Origin of the sequence: Actinomadura madurae (genome assembly GCF_900115095.1) — a bacterium.
GTDB lineage: Bacteria > Actinomycetota > Actinomycetes > Streptosporangiales > Streptosporangiaceae > Spirillospora > Spirillospora madurae.
The window spans coordinates 177132-191309 of sequence record NZ_FOVH01000013.1; the positions used below are offsets into that span (position 1 = coordinate 177132).

The 14178-nt window shown below is 71.7% G+C and carries 16 protein-coding genes and 2 pseudogenes; 8 read left to right on the forward strand and 10 right to left on the reverse strand.

Going from position 1 to position 14178, the window contains the following annotated elements:
• Positions 1–53: 53 nt before the first annotated feature.
• The 6 genes from BM339_RS31595 to BM339_RS31620 form a co-directional block, all read right to left on the reverse strand.
• Complete coding sequence (locus tag BM339_RS31595) at positions 54–578, reverse strand: CBS domain-containing protein (protein ID WP_075023238.1); 525 nt, start codon at positions 576–578, stop codon at positions 54–56.
• Positions 579–634: 56 nt separating this feature from the next.
• Complete coding sequence (locus BM339_RS31600) at positions 635–1243, reverse strand: CBS domain-containing protein (protein WP_021592369.1); 609 nt, start codon at positions 1241–1243, stop codon at positions 635–637.
• 48 nt (positions 1244–1291) lie between these two features.
• Positions 1292–1966, reverse strand: a complete 675-nt coding sequence (locus BM339_RS31605; RefSeq protein ID WP_021592368.1) for a CBS domain-containing protein — start codon at positions 1964–1966, stop codon at positions 1292–1294.
• Positions 1967–2168: 202 nt separating this feature from the next.
• Positions 2169–3020: a universal stress protein gene (locus BM339_RS31610; RefSeq protein WP_075023239.1), complete on the reverse strand. Its 852-nt coding sequence runs from the start codon at positions 3018–3020 to the stop codon at positions 2169–2171.
• A gap of 19 nt (positions 3021–3039) precedes the next feature.
• Positions 3040–3261, reverse strand: coding sequence for a hypothetical protein (locus BM339_RS31615; RefSeq protein ID WP_075023240.1), 222 nt, complete (start codon positions 3259–3261; stop codon positions 3040–3042).
• A gap of 129 nt (positions 3262–3390) precedes the next feature.
• A complete protein-coding gene (locus tag BM339_RS31620) occupies positions 3391–3726 on the reverse strand; it encodes a hypothetical protein (protein WP_075023241.1) in 336 nt (111 codons plus the stop codon).
• A 252-nt stretch (positions 3727–3978) separates the two neighbouring features.
• Between BM339_RS31620 and BM339_RS31625 the strand changes: the two genes are divergently transcribed.
• The gene (locus BM339_RS31625; protein ID WP_083598233.1) at positions 3979–4335 is read left to right on the forward strand and encodes an acetate--CoA ligase family protein; all 357 of its coding nucleotides are present in this window, start codon (positions 3979–3981) and stop codon (positions 4333–4335) included.
• A gap of 238 nt (positions 4336–4573) precedes the next feature.
• Positions 4574–5437 (forward strand): universal stress protein, encoded by an 864-nt coding sequence (locus BM339_RS31630; RefSeq protein ID WP_075023243.1) that lies wholly within the window; start codon positions 4574–4576, stop codon positions 5435–5437.
• 74 nt (positions 5438–5511) lie between these two features.
• On the opposite strand, the gene BM339_RS31635 is transcribed toward BM339_RS31630, so the two are convergent.
• The 3 genes and pseudogenes from BM339_RS31635 to BM339_RS48030 form a co-directional block, all read right to left on the reverse strand.
• Positions 5512–5778 (reverse strand): Hsp20/alpha crystallin family protein, encoded by a 267-nt coding sequence (locus tag BM339_RS31635; RefSeq protein ID WP_021592362.1) that lies wholly within the window; start codon positions 5776–5778, stop codon positions 5512–5514.
• An 18-nt stretch (positions 5779–5796) separates the two neighbouring features.
• A pseudogene (locus BM339_RS52715) lies at positions 5797–5988 on the reverse strand (hypothetical protein); the annotation flags it as partial.
• Between the two features lie 112 nt (positions 5989–6100).
• Positions 6101–7411: pseudogene (locus BM339_RS48030) on the reverse strand (glycoside hydrolase family 65 protein); the annotation flags it as partial.
• Positions 7412–7476: 65 nt separating this feature from the next.
• Between BM339_RS48030 and BM339_RS31660 the strand changes: the two are divergent.
• From BM339_RS31660 to BM339_RS31670, 3 genes are all read left to right on the forward strand, one after another.
• A complete protein-coding gene (locus tag BM339_RS31660; RefSeq protein WP_021592360.1) occupies positions 7477–8343 on the forward strand; it encodes a universal stress protein in 867 nt (288 codons plus the stop codon).
• Between the two features lie 139 nt (positions 8344–8482).
• Positions 8483–9046: a DoxX family membrane protein gene (locus BM339_RS31665; protein WP_075023245.1), complete on the forward strand. Its 564-nt coding sequence runs from the start codon at positions 8483–8485 to the stop codon at positions 9044–9046.
• 153 nt (positions 9047–9199) lie between these two features.
• Positions 9200–10045, forward strand: coding sequence for a universal stress protein (locus BM339_RS31670; protein ID WP_021592358.1), 846 nt, complete (start codon positions 9200–9202; stop codon positions 10043–10045).
• A 425-nt stretch (positions 10046–10470) separates the two neighbouring features.
• Here the strand turns inward: BM339_RS31670 and BM339_RS31675 are convergent, their stop codons facing one another.
• Complete coding sequence (locus tag BM339_RS31675; RefSeq protein ID WP_075023246.1) at positions 10471–11154, reverse strand: FadR/GntR family transcriptional regulator; 684 nt, start codon at positions 11152–11154, stop codon at positions 10471–10473.
• A gap of 132 nt (positions 11155–11286) precedes the next feature.
• On the opposite strand from BM339_RS31675, the gene BM339_RS31680 reads away from it, so the two are divergent.
• From BM339_RS31680 to BM339_RS31690, 3 genes are read left to right on the forward strand one after another with little or no spacing between them, the layout of a single operon-like run.
• Positions 11287–12039: a gamma-glutamyl-gamma-aminobutyrate hydrolase family protein gene (locus BM339_RS31680; RefSeq protein ID WP_075023247.1), complete on the forward strand. Its 753-nt coding sequence runs from the start codon at positions 11287–11289 to the stop codon at positions 12037–12039.
• Positions 12026–12796 carry an SDR family NAD(P)-dependent oxidoreductase gene (locus BM339_RS31685; RefSeq protein ID WP_021592355.1) on the forward strand — a complete coding sequence of 257 codons (771 nt, stop codon included), beginning with the start codon at positions 12026–12028 and terminating at the stop codon, positions 12794–12796. Before BM339_RS31680 ends, BM339_RS31685 begins: the two co-directional genes overlap by 14 nt.
• Positions 12793–14157 (forward strand): glutamine synthetase family protein, encoded by a 1365-nt coding sequence (locus BM339_RS31690; protein WP_075023248.1) that lies wholly within the window; start codon positions 12793–12795, stop codon positions 14155–14157. The genes BM339_RS31685 and BM339_RS31690 overlap by 4 nt, the downstream gene beginning before the upstream one ends.
• The last annotated feature ends 21 nt before the right edge of the window (positions 14158–14178 follow it).

Consider the following 14178-nt stretch of genomic DNA (forward strand, 5'->3'; position numbering starts at 1 on the left):
GGCGAGTCAAAGGCCCGGCGCCTGCCGGGCCTTTTCACGATGAGGCGGCGGGATCAGTCGGGGTCGAGGCCGCTGCCACCCGCATGGTGAGCCGGGGGCTCACGGGGGAGAACAGGCTCGATCCTGTAGAGAGACGGCATGCCTCCGGCGCGTTCGGGGATCTCACGGTGGAAGCCCGCGAGGGCGCCGATCAGGTCTCGGGCGGTGATCAGGCCGACCAGGGCGCCGTGCTCGTCCGTCACCGGTGCGTAGTCCGTGTCCGCCTCCAGCATGGCCCGTGCCGCCTCCGGGACGGTGGCCATGGGGCGCACCGCTGAGGGGGAGCGGGAAGGCAGAAGGGTCGTGACGGGACGCCGGGCGTCGCGGGGAGTGGTGGCGTTCCAGGCTGCGGTGAGCGTGTGGGCGTCGATGACGCCGAGGAATCCGCCTTCGACATCGGTGACCGGCAGATGGTGGACCTCGGCCCTGCACATCAGCTCCCAGGCCATCAGGACGGACTCGTCGGCAGCGATGGTGAGCAGGTCACGGGTCATCAGTTCGGCGACGGTGCGCTGTTCAAGCGGTGGGTTCGTGGTCATGGCTCCTCCTCGCGGGCGGCCGGGCAAAGGCCCTGGTGCCAGCGGTGCGGTGGACGTCAGGGCTGGACGGCCGGCCGTACGCGGACACGGGTGACTCCGGGGACGGTACGAGCGAGCACTTCGACGATCCGCTGTGCCTGCTCGTCGTGGGGACCTCGCAGTTCCACGACGCCGTCCTCGACGGAGACCTCCCACGGCGGGCCTCCCGGCGCGATCTCGCTGATGGCGGCCACCACGTCGTCGCGGATGCGTGCGTCGCCGCGGGCCAGCATCGCGATGAGATCGCGGCGGCTGATGACGCCGACGACGGCGCGGGCGTCCACCACGGGGACGCTCTTGATCCGGGTGCGGACCATCATCTCGGCGAGCTCGGCGACGTCGGTGGTCGGCCGCGCGGTCCGGACATCGCGGGTCATGACGTCCTCGACATGCCGGGGAGCCGGCGCGGACGGGGCCGTCCGGGGCCGGGCGAAGGCACGGGGGTCGGCTTCGAACTCACCGCGCAGCAGATCCATCTCGCTGACGATCCCCACGAGCCGGCCTTCGGCGTCCACCACGGGAAGCGCGGTGACGTCCCGCTCGTGGAGGACACGGATGGCCTGCCGGACGGTGGCCGACGGAGCAGTCGTCACCACCGGTGAGGTCATCGCTTCGCGGACCAGCATGGCTCTCCCCTCTCAGCCCCTTCGTGGCCCCCTACCCCGAGAGGTGCCTCACGCCCTCGGGTAGGGGGTGGGGCGGGTGTCGTCGTGATCGAAGCCGAGGGTGTGGACGACGTCGACGACGCCTTCGGTGGCGGCGGTCATGCGCACGATGATCGGGATGAGGCTCTTCTGCTCGACGCGCCCGGTGAGGTGGACGACGCCTTCCTGGACGCGGACGTGCACGTCGGCGGGGTCCTGCCAGAGCCTGCAGATCAGGACGTCGTTGATGATCTCGTCGCGGATGTCGGTGTCGGAGCGGTGGAACACCTGGAGCAGGTCGCGGCGGGCCACGATCCCGGCGAGGTGGCCGTTCTTGACGACGGGCACGGCCTTGAATCCGTGCGTGTTCAGCAACCGCGCGGCCTGGGCGATGGAGGTGTGCGGCGGGACGGTGACGACCGGGCGGCTCATCAGCCCGCGGGCGTCGACGGCCCCGGCCTTGGCCTCCGCCTTGGCGTGCCGCCGCAGCGTGAGCCGGCGCGGCTCCGCGCCGCCCCTGTACTCCTCCTTGCGCAGGAGGTCGGCCTCGGTGACGATGCCGGCGAGGCGGCCGTCCTCGTCCAGGACGGGCACCGCGCTGACACGGTGCTCGGCCATCGCGCCGGCGATCTCGGCGAACGGGGTGTCCTCGGTCACCGTCACGACGTTCCTGGTCATGACGTCCTCGACGGTACGGCGTTTCATGGCTCCTCCCGGACTCGGACCGTGCTTCGGGAGTGATCCACAACGGTGATCTCCCTCGGTCACCTCCACCATCCCGCCCGACAGGGTTCGCGGGTCAGTGCCGAGCGTCCCCTAGAGCCGGGACCTTCGGCCCGACTACCAGGGCCGACGCCATCCACGGCCCGCCGGTCCCGACCCGGACACACGGCCCGGCGGCCGTCCGTCAGTCGTAGGGGCGGACGACGGCGACGGGGCAGTGGGCGTGGTGGATGACGCCGTGGCTTACCGACCCGAGCGGGAACGAGCGTCCCCGGGACCCGACGACGACCAGGTCGGCGTGCGCCGACGCCGTGGCGAGCATGTCGACCGGGTGGCCGAGGGCGACGTCCTCGACGACCTTGACGTCCGGGTAACGGTCACGCCAGGGTGCCAGGGCGGCGGCCAGATGACCGCGGAAGGTCTCGGCGGTGATCTGCAGGTCGACGCCGGACTCGACGGCGAGCGCCGTCGGATGCCAGGCGTGCAGCACCCGCAGCTGGGCGCCCCGGACGGTGGCCGTGGTGAAGGCGTGGTCGAGGACGGGTCCGGGGTCCTCGGCCAGGTCGAGGCCGACCACGACCTCGCCCGTCGCGGTGCCGTCCTGATCGCGGACCACGATCACCGGGCCCGGGTGGTGCCCGGCCAGGCGCAGGCCCGTGGAGCCGAGCAGCAGCCCGGCGAAGCCACCGCGGCCGCGGTGACCGATCACGACCTCGGCGGCCTGGCCGGCGTACTGCCGCAGCCCGGCCGGCACGTTCCGCTCGTGGACGAGCATGGTCTCGACGGCGAGCTCCGGCTGCCGCTTCGACGCCAGCGCCCGGCCTTCTCGCAGGATCCGGTCTCCCGCTTCGGCGAGCGCCTCGGAGATGCCGTCGGTCGTGCGCCCCGGGAGGTCCAGGGTGGCGGTCTCCACGACGTGGAGGATGAGCAGGGCCTTGCCGGTCCGTGCTGCCTCGTCCGCGGCCCAGCCGATGGCGCGATCGGACGGAACCGAGCCATCGGCTCCGAGGAGGATCGTTCTTCGTTGCGTGGACATGTCCTTCTCCTTCGGGGGGTCAATGGGGGCTGGTGGACGTCAGCGGCGGCAGGAGAAGCAGCTCGTGCGCGCGTCGCGCCGTCGGGGCGGCGGCGTCGCCCGCGGGGTCCAGCGGCGTGCCCTCCAGCGCGGCGGCCAGCAGACGGGCGGCTTCGGTCAGCGCGGCGACCTGCCGCTCCAGCACCGCGACGCGGTGCTCCAGGGCCGGGACTGTCGAACCATGGGTGATCTGCCTGGCCATGGCGGAGCTCCTTCGTGTCGGCGCGCCGTCCGGTGGCGGCGACGGTGCCGATTTCACTGTCCGCCGCATCGCCGGCGCGCCCCTAGGGACCTTCGTCCCGGTGTCGTCGGCACCCGTCCCGCACAGGCGTCAAGCAGGCCGATGGGTCTTGCGGTACCGGGTGGTGTTCTCCACGCGGGCGCGCAGGCGGGTGCCGGCCAGGCTGATGGCCTCCGGCATCGAGGCCGCCGCGGCGTGGGCGTTGACCGGCCGGCCGTTGAGGTCGACCCGGACCGACGCCAGATTGGGCCGGGGCACGGCGGGATCGTAGAGGACGCTGAGCGTGACCTTGGCGTACAGGACGGGCCTCGGAGCATGGGCCAGCGCCCGGGTGACGCTCTCGCGTGCCCGCCGCACGTCCTCTTGAGGGACGTCCTTGGTGGTCGTGACCTGGATGTCGAGTTCGTTCGGAGTCGCGCCGGACAACGTGGGCCTCCCTTGTGCCATGGGCCGGTGGCGTCAGAATTGACCTTGCGCGGAAACCGCCCCAGAGACCTTGGTCCCCTTGGCGTGGGCCATACGACCTGCCGCCGGCCCGCGTAGGCGTGGACGCCGAGTGCCTCCAGGGGCGCGTCGACCGCCGATCCCGCAGGGTGCGGGGGGTTTGCCGGTTGGGGGACGAAGGTCCCGGTGATCGGTGACCTTGGGACGCAGACCGCCCCGGTCGACGCCGGGGGCATGACTGAGAGCCCTTCCCCCGCGCGCGTGTTCGCGTTGCTGACCGATGGAACGCAGGTCGAGATCAAGCGGCTGGGCGAGGCGGACCGGGACGCGGTCCGCGACCTGCACCGCGGGCTGAGCGAGAAGAGCCTGTCCGCGCTGCTCCTCGGCCATCCCGCCCGCCCGGCCGGCGACGTACCGGGCCTGCGCGACGCCCTGCTGCGGATGTCCAGGCTGGTGGCCGATCACCCCGAGATCGCCGAACTCGACCTCAACCCCACCATCGTCCGCCCGGACGGCGTCGTGGCCGTCGACGCCCGCGTCCGCCTCGCACCCGGCCGGGCATGGGACCCCTACCTACGCCGCCTCCGCTGACGGGAGGCCTGAACGGGCTCATCTCCAGGCTTGCGCCGGCCGGTCGGACGGGTCAGACGCGAAGGTCCCGTCTGCCGAGGACGTTCGGTCCCTCACCGCCGACCAAAGTGGGGGGTGAGCCGTCAACGCTGCCCCGGAGGGCCGAAGGTCCCTGTTCTTCTGGACTCTCGCCCCTCTCACGACACGGCTCCGGCGGGCGAAGCTCGAAGTGACCAGGTCTTTGAGAGGGGAGTGCCCCATGAACGATGAGCCGATCACCGGTGTGGTCGTTGGTTACGACGGCTCGACCGGTGGCGAGCAGGCCCTGGCGTGGGCGGCTGACGAGGCCCGGACCCGCGGCCTTGCCCTGACCGTGCTCCACGTCTGGGACGTCTACGTCGGAGGCCCGGTCGCCATGCCGGTCGTCGACCTGCGTGCCTTGGCGGAGGAGACCCTCAACACCGGCGTCGAGCACGTACGGAAGGCGGCGCCGGAGCTGAGCGTGCGGGGAGTGCTGGCACGGGGGCAGGCGGCCGCCCGGCTGATCGAGGCCGGGGACGGCGCGGACCTGATCGTGCTCGGCCCGCGGGGGCTGGGCGGGTTCGTCGGACTCGTGCTGGGGTCGGTCGGCGCCCAGGTGGCCGCGCACGCCCCATGCCCCGTCGTGATCGTCAGGGGTGAGCCCGTCCCGCCGCCGGAACGGGGGGACGGACGAGTCGTGGTGGGCGTGGACGGTTCACCGGCCTCCCGGGAGGCGCTGGCGATGGCCTTCACCGAGGCCGACGCGCACGGCTGGGACGTGCGCGCGGTCGTCGCCTGGGAAGAGGTGCCCGTGCGGGAGATCCCCCCGCTGGTGGACGAGGCCGGCATGCGTGACGCCGCGCGGGCTCACCTGGCGAGGCTGATGATCCCGGCCCGGGAACTCCACCCCGAGGTGAAGGTTCAGATCGACATCGTCCCCGGGCCGCCGCGCGACGTGCTCATGAACGCGGCCGACGAGGCACGCCTGCTGGTCGTCGGCTCACGAGGCCTGGGCGGCTTCCGCGGCCTGCTCCTCGGATCGGTCAGTCACGCCCTGGTCCACCATGCCCCTTGCCCGGTGGCGGTCGTCCACGCGCGCTGACTCCGCCGTCCCGGAGGCGGCCGAGGGCATCGGATCGAGTGCTCGATCCGATGCCCTCGCCGGGACGTCCCGGTCTACTTCTCGATGGCGATCCGCTTGGCCTCGGCCCTGGCGGCCTTGGGCATCGGCACGCGGACGGTGAGGATGCCCTTGTCGTAGGACGCCTTGATGTCGTCGACCTTGGTGTCCGCGGGGAGGGTGAAGGAGCCGTGGTGGAACTCCGACCGGTGCACGTCCTTCTTCTCCTCGTGGCGCACGGCGTGGATGCGCAGGACGCCGCCGGCGACGGTGATCTCGACGTCCCTGTCGGGGTCGATGCCGGGCAGCTCGGCGCGGATCACGTGGTCGCCGTCGTCCGGTCAGCCCGTCGACGGGGCGGGCCTGCCGTCGTGGAGGGGGGCTTCCCACGCCCCGCCGGGGGCGATCTCGATGTCCTCGGCGGCGTAGGAGATGCGGATGGGGGAGGCGGCGCCGGGACGGAGCGCGACCCGGACGAGGTCCCGGCGGCAGGTCAGGTCGATGCCCCAGTGGCCCCGGAAGCGGAGGCCGAGCCGGAGCCGGTCGACCGCGGCGGGAAGGCGGGGTTCGAGGCGAAGGCCGCCATCGCGGGTTCAGATGGACGCGCTGGGTCTCCTCGCGCCCGTCCGCGGCGCTCTGCCAGGGGTACATCGCGCCGCGGTGCCCGGCGTCGTCCGCCGCGCGCCGGGCCGCCGGCAGCCGCCGCCACCGGTACATCAGCAAGGCCCGCGCGATCTCGGGGAACCGCATGGTCAGGAACGGCAGGATGAACAGCTCGTCCCAGAAGACGTGACCGCGGTACGCCTCGCCGTGCAGGCCGCGGGCGGGGACGCCCACGTCCAGTTCCACGCTGTGCTCTGACACCGTCTGCAGCAGGTGGAAGACGTGCAGGTTGAGGATGCGCTGTACCTCGGAGTGGTCGACGCTGAGCTGGCAGCGCCGCCACAGCCGGGTCCACGCCAGCGTGTGCCGCTCCAGCAGGGCGTCGAAGCCCCCGGCCTGGGTGACGGCCGCCAGCGCGGCCTCCCCCCATTCCTCGACGGCGCGGTCGCGGGAGGTGAAGACGGCGGCGATTTTCTCGACGGTGACCGGGACGTTCTCCTGAGCGTCGACGGTGAGGTCCTGTCCGGCCCAGCCCGGCTCGGTCAGAGGAGCGTGTTCGGCCGGGACCGACATCCGAGTGCGGGCCGCCACCGCGACCCCGATTTTCGACGAGACCGTCGTGGCGCGCAGGAGCAGCGTTTCCGGGTCGGCCGTGGGCGGAGGCTTCTCGCGGCTCAGATGTACTCCCGGCAGGTTCCGGTACCGCTCCACACCCGCGTTGACGACCCGTCCGTCCAGTGCGGACCGGATCTGGAGCGCACCGGACCAGTTCTCGGCGACGATCGTGGTCTCCAGCGCGGCCAGGTGCGGATCGTCCATGGACATCATGCGGCGCTGGGCCACGCGGAACGTCCGTCCCGCCCGATCACGCGAACGCACGAGGCGGGTCAGGACGCCGCGCCGGAGATCGAGTTCTTGGTGGTAGGAGAGCAGCCGGTCCTCCTGGAGGGCGCGGTCGGGGTCGAACCACTCGCCGTCGGCGGCCCGGAACGTCAGGGGAAGCCAGTTCGGCATGTTCACCAGGTCGGCGTTGCCGAAGCGCCGCCCGCCGATCTCGGCCGTCAGGCGGTCGTAGCAGCCCGCGATGTAGGTCCCCGGATAGTGGACGTCGTCCGCGGACGATTCGGGGGCGGCTCCTCGGGTGGCGAAGTAGCCGTTCCCAAGGGTGCAGAGAGCTTCCCGCAGCCCCTCCGCTGCGGGGTCATAGCCGTCATAGGCCAGGATCCACGGGGTCATCGGGTCTCCCTGCGGTCTCGTCCTGTCGTCTGGGGTTCCCGGCGTCGCCACGTTCTCACCGGTTGATCGCGCCGGGGAGTGCCGGACGGCCTGACACGTCCGGGGCCTTCGACCCATCGAGCAGGGGTCCCGCGCATCCGAGACTGGAAGCGGGGCATCACCGGGGAAAGGGGGGTTGGTCCATGGCCGAACTGCTCAGGCCCCAGCGGCCGAACATCCTCCTCGGCTACGACGGGACCGAGGAGAACGAGCCCGCACTGTGCTGGGCGGTGGAGGAAGCCCGGCTACGGGGGCTCGATCTGACGATGTGCTACTGCTGGCATTGGCCCTACCCGGAGGGCCACGTGGACGAGAGCGTCCAGGTGATCCTCAAGCGCGCGGGGGAGAACCTCCTGCAGGAGGGCGCCCGCCGGGCGCGGTCCCTGGGGATGCCGGGGGAGGTGCGCACGCTGCTGAGGCGGGAGCCCGTCAGCGAGACGCTGGTCCGCGAGTCCGACGACGCGGAGCTGATCGTGATCGGCTCGCACGAGCGGCACCGGCTGCCGGCCGGGTCGACGGCGGTCGAGCTCCCGGCGCGCACGCACCGTCCGGTGATCGCCGTCCGGCACACGGGCGGGACGCGGGGGCTCGTCGTGGCCGGGGTGGACGGATCCGGCGCCGCGGACGCCGCCCTCGGCTTCGCCATCGAGGAGGCCGCACTGCGCGAAGCCGGCCTGCGGGTGGTCTACGGGACCTGGGAACCCGGCTCGGTACCGGACTGGGAACTGCCTCTATTCGCCGACAAGCACCGGCTCTACGAGGCCAGAACCGCCACGTTGGAGAAGGCCGTTCATCCCTGGCGCCGGCGCTACCCGAAGGTCCCCGTGCAGATGTCCGTGTCGTTGCAGCGGCCTCGGGAGGCACTGCTCGACGCTGCCGCCGACGCCGACATGCTCGTGGTCGGAGATCGCGGTACCGGCGGTCTGGACCCGCTGCTGCTCGGCGCGACCAGTTCGGCGATGCTGCACCACGCGCCATGCACGGTCGCGATCGTCCCACCGCCCGGCTGAGCCGTCCCGCGCGCCGACGCGGGGGGAACGGGGGACCTCCGTCCCGATGATCGTGGGCCGAACGGATCTGGGGCCCGGCGTCGGGGTGGCGTTGAGTGAGGGGTGAAGAGATCAGCGATGGGATGGAAGGTGAGTGGCGATGGCACTCTCCGAGCACAAGACGCACGTCCGGAGGGACACCTTGGTGCGGGTGGTGACCCCCAAGCCACTGACCGAGTCGCCCGCGGCCCGCTATGTCTGGGCGCTGGCCCGGCTGTCGCTGGGCTGGGTGTTCGTGTGGGCGTTCCTGGACAAGCTGTTCGGGCTGGGACATGCGACTCCGGCCGCCAAGGCGTGGATCGAGGGCGGCAGCCCGACCGGGGGGTTCCTGAAGAACTCCCCGACGGGTCCGTTCGCCGGTTTCTACCACGACCTCGCGGGTGCGGCGTGGGCGGACTGGTTGTTCATGATCGGGCTGGGCGGGATCGGCGCCGCGCTGGTCCTGGGCGTCGGGATTCGGATCGCGGCGGCCGCGGGCGCGGTGCTGCTGGTGATGATGTGGACGGCGGTGCTGCCTCCGGAGAACAACGTGTTCATGGACGACCACCTGATCTACGCGATCCTGATCGTCGGGTTGGCGCTGGTCAGCGCGGGCGACACCCTGGGGCTGGGCCGCTGGTGGGGCAACACCCGCCTGGCCAAGCGCCTCCCCATCCTCAAGTAGCCGACCGCGACCCCGAAGGGACGCCCATGCCGGGCGTCCCTTCGACACGCCGGAGGACGTGGGACATCTCGCCCTCCCGCCAGGACCTTCGGCTCTACCCGCGGAGGCCGGACCTGCCGGACGGTGGGATGGAGACGGATCGAGGAGGACGCCATGAGCCATGTGGTCGTCGGTTACGACGGGACGAGCGAGAGCGAGCGGGCGCTGCGGTGGGCGGTGCAGGAGGCCCGGCTGCGACGGCTGCCGCTGACGGTCTGCCATGTCTGGCGCTGGCCGTTTCCCATCACCTATATCGACAACGAGGGCGTGGCGATCGTCCGCAGGATGGGTGAGCACCTTCTCGATCAAGGTGTGGCACTGGCGCAGGAGTGGGCCCCCGGCCTGAAGGTGCGCAAGCGGCTGGAGACCGGGAGCGCCTACGCCGCGCTGATCAGCGAGGGGCGGGAGTCCGACCTCATCGTGGTCGGCTCCCATGCGCCCGAGGAGATGCCGGTGGGATCAACGGCCCTGCGGCTGCCCGCCCAGGCGGATCGTCCGGTCGTGGTCGTGCGGTCGGCCGCCACGCGCGACGGGCTGCTGGTCGTGGGCGTGGACGGCTCGGCGGGCGCGGACGCCGCGCTGGCGTTCGGGTTCGAGGAGGCGGCGCTGCGCGGCTGGCGGCTGCGAGCGGTGTACGGATGCTGGGAGCCCGGCGCGGCGCCCGACGGTGACCTGTCGCTGTTCGCCGACGAGGACGCACTCCGCCGCGTCTGCGGGTCGGTGCTGGAACGGACGGTCGCGCCATGGCTGGTGAAGTACCCGGCGGTTTCGGCCACGACGTCCTTGGTGCTGAAGTCCCCGCGAGAGGCACTGCTTGAGGCGGCACAGGACGCCACGCTGCTCGTGACAGGCACTCGCGGCACGGGCGTCGTCGAGGCACTGACCCTCGGCGCAACCAGCGACGCGGTACTCAAACACGCCCCCTGCACAGTCGCCATCGTCCCACCCCTTACCCCATAACGCACAAACAGTCGCGCTCGGTCGTCAGGGTTCTTTTCTCCGAAAATCCGTTTCACCTTCGGTTTTCGGACCTCTGATCGGCCGGGATCCGCGGGGCATCCCCGCCGTCCGCCTTCCGGCACCGGATCCGAAGGGGGATCATCGCCTCAGCCGGTCACATCAGCGTCCGGCCTCCGCCGCTCTACGTCCGCCCAGACTTGATGACCGCTGGACCCGTCGAGCTCCTGAGCGCCGCCCGAGAGAATGGACGGATACCACGGGGGCAAGCGATCGCCTACACGCGAGGCGTCGGTATTTTGATCCTGGGTTCGCGGCTCCCGCGCTGCCGTCCACCGACCTCGGCCCCGATAACGCTCGCGACTTTGTGCTGTGACAGCATCAATAGCCGACCCCGGAAGCGACCAGGCTATGTCAACAACACCCGATTATGGCCTCGGCGCATATTCTGTGAGGCCGATGACGTGGAGGAAGTCGTGTAGCGATGCCTTGAGGTGCTGTTCGGCGGCTGTCCGTGCGGCATCGGCGTCGCGGGCTCGGATCGCCTCCATGATCGCGGTGTGCTCCTCGCGGTTCTGGAGGAAGTGATCCTCGAACACGAGCTGGTCGACGGGAAGGAACATCTCGCCGCGGGCCGAGACGATGGCGTCGCGCAGCCGTGGGCTGCCCGACGCCTCGGCGATCGCCACATGGAAGCGGTGGTCGGCCTGGCGGAACGCCGGTCGTGAGGCGGGCGACGTGCCCTCGTCGATCGCCGCCTTCATCTCGGCCAGGTGGTCGCCGGTCCGGCGCCCGGCGGCCAGTTCCGCCGCCCGTGTCTCGACCGCGGTGCGGTACTCGATGAGGTCGACCACCCACCCCGGTTCGCGCCGCGCCCGCTCGATCCACGCTCGGTGCGGCTGGGTGAGATCGGTGACGTACGTGCCGCCGGCATTGCCGCGCTTCGAGACGAGATAGCCCTCCGCGACGAGTTGCCGGATCGCCTCGCGGACCGTGATGCGCCCGACGCCGAGCGATGCCGCGAGTTCGCGTTCGTTGGGCAGGCGGTCTCCCGGACCGAGCTGTCCGCCGTGGATCTGTGACCGCAGCTTGCCCGCGAGATCCTCGGGCATCGAGCGTCCCAGGCCACGGGGGATCTCCGGCCCGGAGGTGGGCGCGGGTCGGGCGGACACGCCCTCATTATGGCACGCGGCGCGGCGTGGCCCTTGACATGGTGAAACACCAATGGTTCTAATACCAGACCTATGAGAACCCCTGTGATCGGCATCACCGGCCGACAGACCAACGTGCGGGACGAGTTCCCCGAGACGCTCGGCCACCTGCGCAGTGATGTGTTCATCACCGCGTACGCGGACTGCGTCACCGTCGCCGGCGGCATCCCCCTGTGGCTGAGCCGCACGGCCGACCCGGCGGCCCTGGCCGCCGCGCTGGACGGGTTCGTGATCGGGGGTGGGCAGGACGTGGACCCCCGCCTCTACGGGTCGGTACCGGACCGGCACTCGACGGTCCTCGACCCCGCGCGCGACGAGTTCGAGTGCGAGCTGGTCCGGGCCGCCGTGCACGCGGGCCGTCCGGTGCTCGGCATCTGCCGCGGCAACGAGGTGATCAACGTGGCCTTCGGAGGCACCCTGCGAGGTGACCTCGCACTGGGTGTCGGAGAATCCCACGGCTTCCTCGGCTACCCTGCGGCCCACCGCAGCCATGCGGTCACGCTGGCCGAGGGCAGCCTGCTCGCCCGGTTGCTCGGCCCGGCCGCCGCGGTGAACAGCTACCACCACCAGAGCGTCGACAAGCTGGGCGCGGGCCTCGTCGCCACCGCCCACGCACCCGACGGAGTGATCGAGGGCGTCGAGCGGCCGGGCACCGACCTGCTCGGCGTGCAGTGGCATCCCGAGATGCTCGACGGACCGGACCCGGTCTTCGACTGGCTCGTCGGACGCTGCTCGACCGGCGACCAGACCTACGACGGATCGGAGATCCACCGTGCCATCGCATGACAATCACCGCGCCCTCGTCACCGGCGCCGGTTCGGGCATCGGCCGCGGCATCGCGCACCGCCTCGCCGCCGAGGGCGCGGCCGTCGCCGTCGTCGACGTCAACGCCGAGGCCGCCGCCGCGGTCGTGGACGAGATCGAGTCGGCGGACGGCAAGGCGGTCGCGATCACCGCCGACGTCCGCGACCGCGCCGCGGTCCGGGCCGCGGTCTCCGCCGCCGCCCAGGCCCTCGGCGGGCTCGACCTGCTGGTCAACAACGCCGGGCTCGTCACGATGAGCCCGTTCGAGGAGACGACCGACGACGAGTGGGACCTTGTCATGGACGTCAACTGCAAGGGCATGTTCGTCGTCACCCAGGAGGCCCTTCCTCACCTGCGCGAGGCCGGAGATGCCGCCGCGGTGGTGAACCTGTCGACCGTCGAGGCCGAGGTCGTCGTGTCCTCCGGCGGGAGCTGCCAGGTGCACTACAACGCGTCCAAGGGCGGCGTGAAGATGCTCACCAAGGCTCTGGCGGCCGAGCTGTCCCGCTACGGCATCCGGGTCAACGCGGTCGCTCCGGGACCGGTCGCGACCGGGTTCGTCCCCGGCATGAGCCACGACGACCCGGACGCCCGCGCGTTCATGGACGAACGCCTGCTGATCAAGCGCTCGGCCACACCGGCCGACATCGCGGGAGCGGTGAGCTTCCTGCTGTCGGCCGACGCGTCGTTCATCACCGGCGTGCAGCTGCCCGTCGACGGCGGCTGGCTCGTGCGATGACGGGGGAGGAGCGGCTCGACGTCGCGGACCTGTCCGGCGGCGAGTTCGACACGGTGGTCATCGCCGGCATCGACATGTACGGGCGGCTCACCGGCAAGCGGATCCCGGTGCGGAGATGGAAGGAGACGGCGGCCGAGGGGCTGCACATCTGCACCTGCGTGTACGCGTGGGACTTCGCCCAGGACCTGGGCGCCCTGCGGGTCGACTACGCCGGCGACCATACCGGCTGGCACGACTTCCGGCTCGTCCCGGACGTCACCACGCTGAGACGCGCCGCCTGGCTGGACCGGACCGCCATCGTGCTGGCCGACTCCGTCGAGGAGCACGGCGACGCCCTGGTGCCGGTCGCCCCCCGGTCGATCCTGCGTGCGGCGCTCGACCGCACCACCGCGGCCGGACGGCGGGCGTTCGTCGCCACCGAACTGGAATTCCACCTCTACAAGGGCACGCCGTCCGAGCTGCGTGCCCGGGGGCACCGCGACCTCGTCCCGACCACCGACGTGCACTCCGACTACAACATCATCGAGGGCGACCTGTACGAGCCGTTCTTCGGGCGGCTGCGCGCCGTGCTCGAGGCGTCGGGGGTGCCGGTCGAGGTGGCGCAGGTCGAGTACGGCCACGGCCAGTGGGAGATCAACCTCGAGTACGCCGACCCGCTGGAGATGGCCGACCGGCACGCGCTGTTCAAGCACGTCGTCCGCGCGGTCGCCGCGCGCGACGGGATGACCGCGACCTTCATGCCGCGGCCCCTGACCGGCGGCATGGGCAGCTCGTGCCACGTCCACGTCTCGTTGCAGGACCTGGCCGGGCGGCCCCTCTTCCACGACCCCGGCGCCGACCGCACGGTCTCGGCGACGATGCGGCAGGCGGTCGGCGGCGTCCTGCACCTGGCCGGCGATCTGATGCTCCTGTACGCGCCGACGGTCAACGCGATGCGGCGGCTGCGCACGCAGGACTTCGCCGGGAACGGCATCACGTGGGGCTACGACAACCGCACGACCACCTGCCGCCTGATCACCGGGGCGCCGGCGGCCAACCGCATCGAGATGCGCCTGCCGGGGGCGGACACCAACCCCTACCTGGCGATCGCCGGCGTGCTCGCCTCGGTGGGCCTCGGTATCGACCGCGAGCTCGACCCCGGCCCGCCCCTGGTCGGCAACGGCTACGCCGGATCGTCGCCGGCCGGGCTGCCGCTCACCCTCGGCGACGCGGCGGCCGCCTTCCGCGCCAGCCGCACCGCCCGCGAGGTCCTCGGCGACGACGTGGTCGAGCACTACGCCGCCGTCGGCGAGCACGAATGGACCACCTTCCTCGACGCGGTCTCGGACTGGGATCGCGACCGGTACCTCGACAGCATCTGACCCCCACGCCGCCGCGGCGGC

What these genes read in the sequence shown, in the direction of transcription:
- BM339_RS31595 (WP_075023238.1), bottom strand. Translation starts at nt 578, where the DNA reads ATGACCACGAACCCACCGCTTGAACAGCGCACCGTCGCCGAACTGATG.
- BM339_RS31600 (WP_021592369.1), bottom strand. Translation starts at nt 1,243, where the DNA reads ATGCTGGTCCGCGAAGCGATGACCTCACCGGTGGTGACGACTGCTCCG.
- BM339_RS31605 (WP_021592368.1), bottom strand. Translation starts at nt 1,966, where the DNA reads ATGAAACGCCGTACCGTCGAGGACGTCATGACCAGGAACGTCGTGACG.
- BM339_RS31610 (WP_075023239.1), bottom strand. Translation starts at nt 3,020, where the DNA reads ATGTCCACGCAACGAAGAACGATCCTCCTCGGAGCCGATGGCTCGGTT.
- BM339_RS31615 (WP_075023240.1), bottom strand. Translation starts at nt 3,261, where the DNA reads ATGGCCAGGCAGATCACCCATGGTTCGACAGTCCCGGCCCTGGAGCAC.
- BM339_RS31625 (WP_083598233.1), top strand. Translation starts at nt 3,979, where the DNA reads ATGACTGAGAGCCCTTCCCCCGCGCGCGTGTTCGCGTTGCTGACCGAT.
- BM339_RS31630 (WP_075023243.1), top strand. Translation starts at nt 4,574, where the DNA reads ATGAACGATGAGCCGATCACCGGTGTGGTCGTTGGTTACGACGGCTCG.
- BM339_RS31660 (WP_021592360.1), top strand. Translation starts at nt 7,477, where the DNA reads ATGGCCGAACTGCTCAGGCCCCAGCGGCCGAACATCCTCCTCGGCTAC.
- BM339_RS31665 (WP_075023245.1), top strand. Translation starts at nt 8,483, where the DNA reads ATGGCACTCTCCGAGCACAAGACGCACGTCCGGAGGGACACCTTGGTG.
- BM339_RS31670 (WP_021592358.1), top strand. Translation starts at nt 9,200, where the DNA reads ATGAGCCATGTGGTCGTCGGTTACGACGGGACGAGCGAGAGCGAGCGG.
- BM339_RS31675 (WP_075023246.1), bottom strand. Translation starts at nt 11,154, where the DNA reads ATGCCCGAGGATCTCGCGGGCAAGCTGCGGTCACAGATCCACGGCGGA.
- BM339_RS31680 (WP_075023247.1), top strand. Translation starts at nt 11,287, where the DNA reads ATGAGAACCCCTGTGATCGGCATCACCGGCCGACAGACCAACGTGCGG.
- BM339_RS31690 (WP_075023248.1), top strand. Translation starts at nt 12,793, where the DNA reads ATGACGGGGGAGGAGCGGCTCGACGTCGCGGACCTGTCCGGCGGCGAG.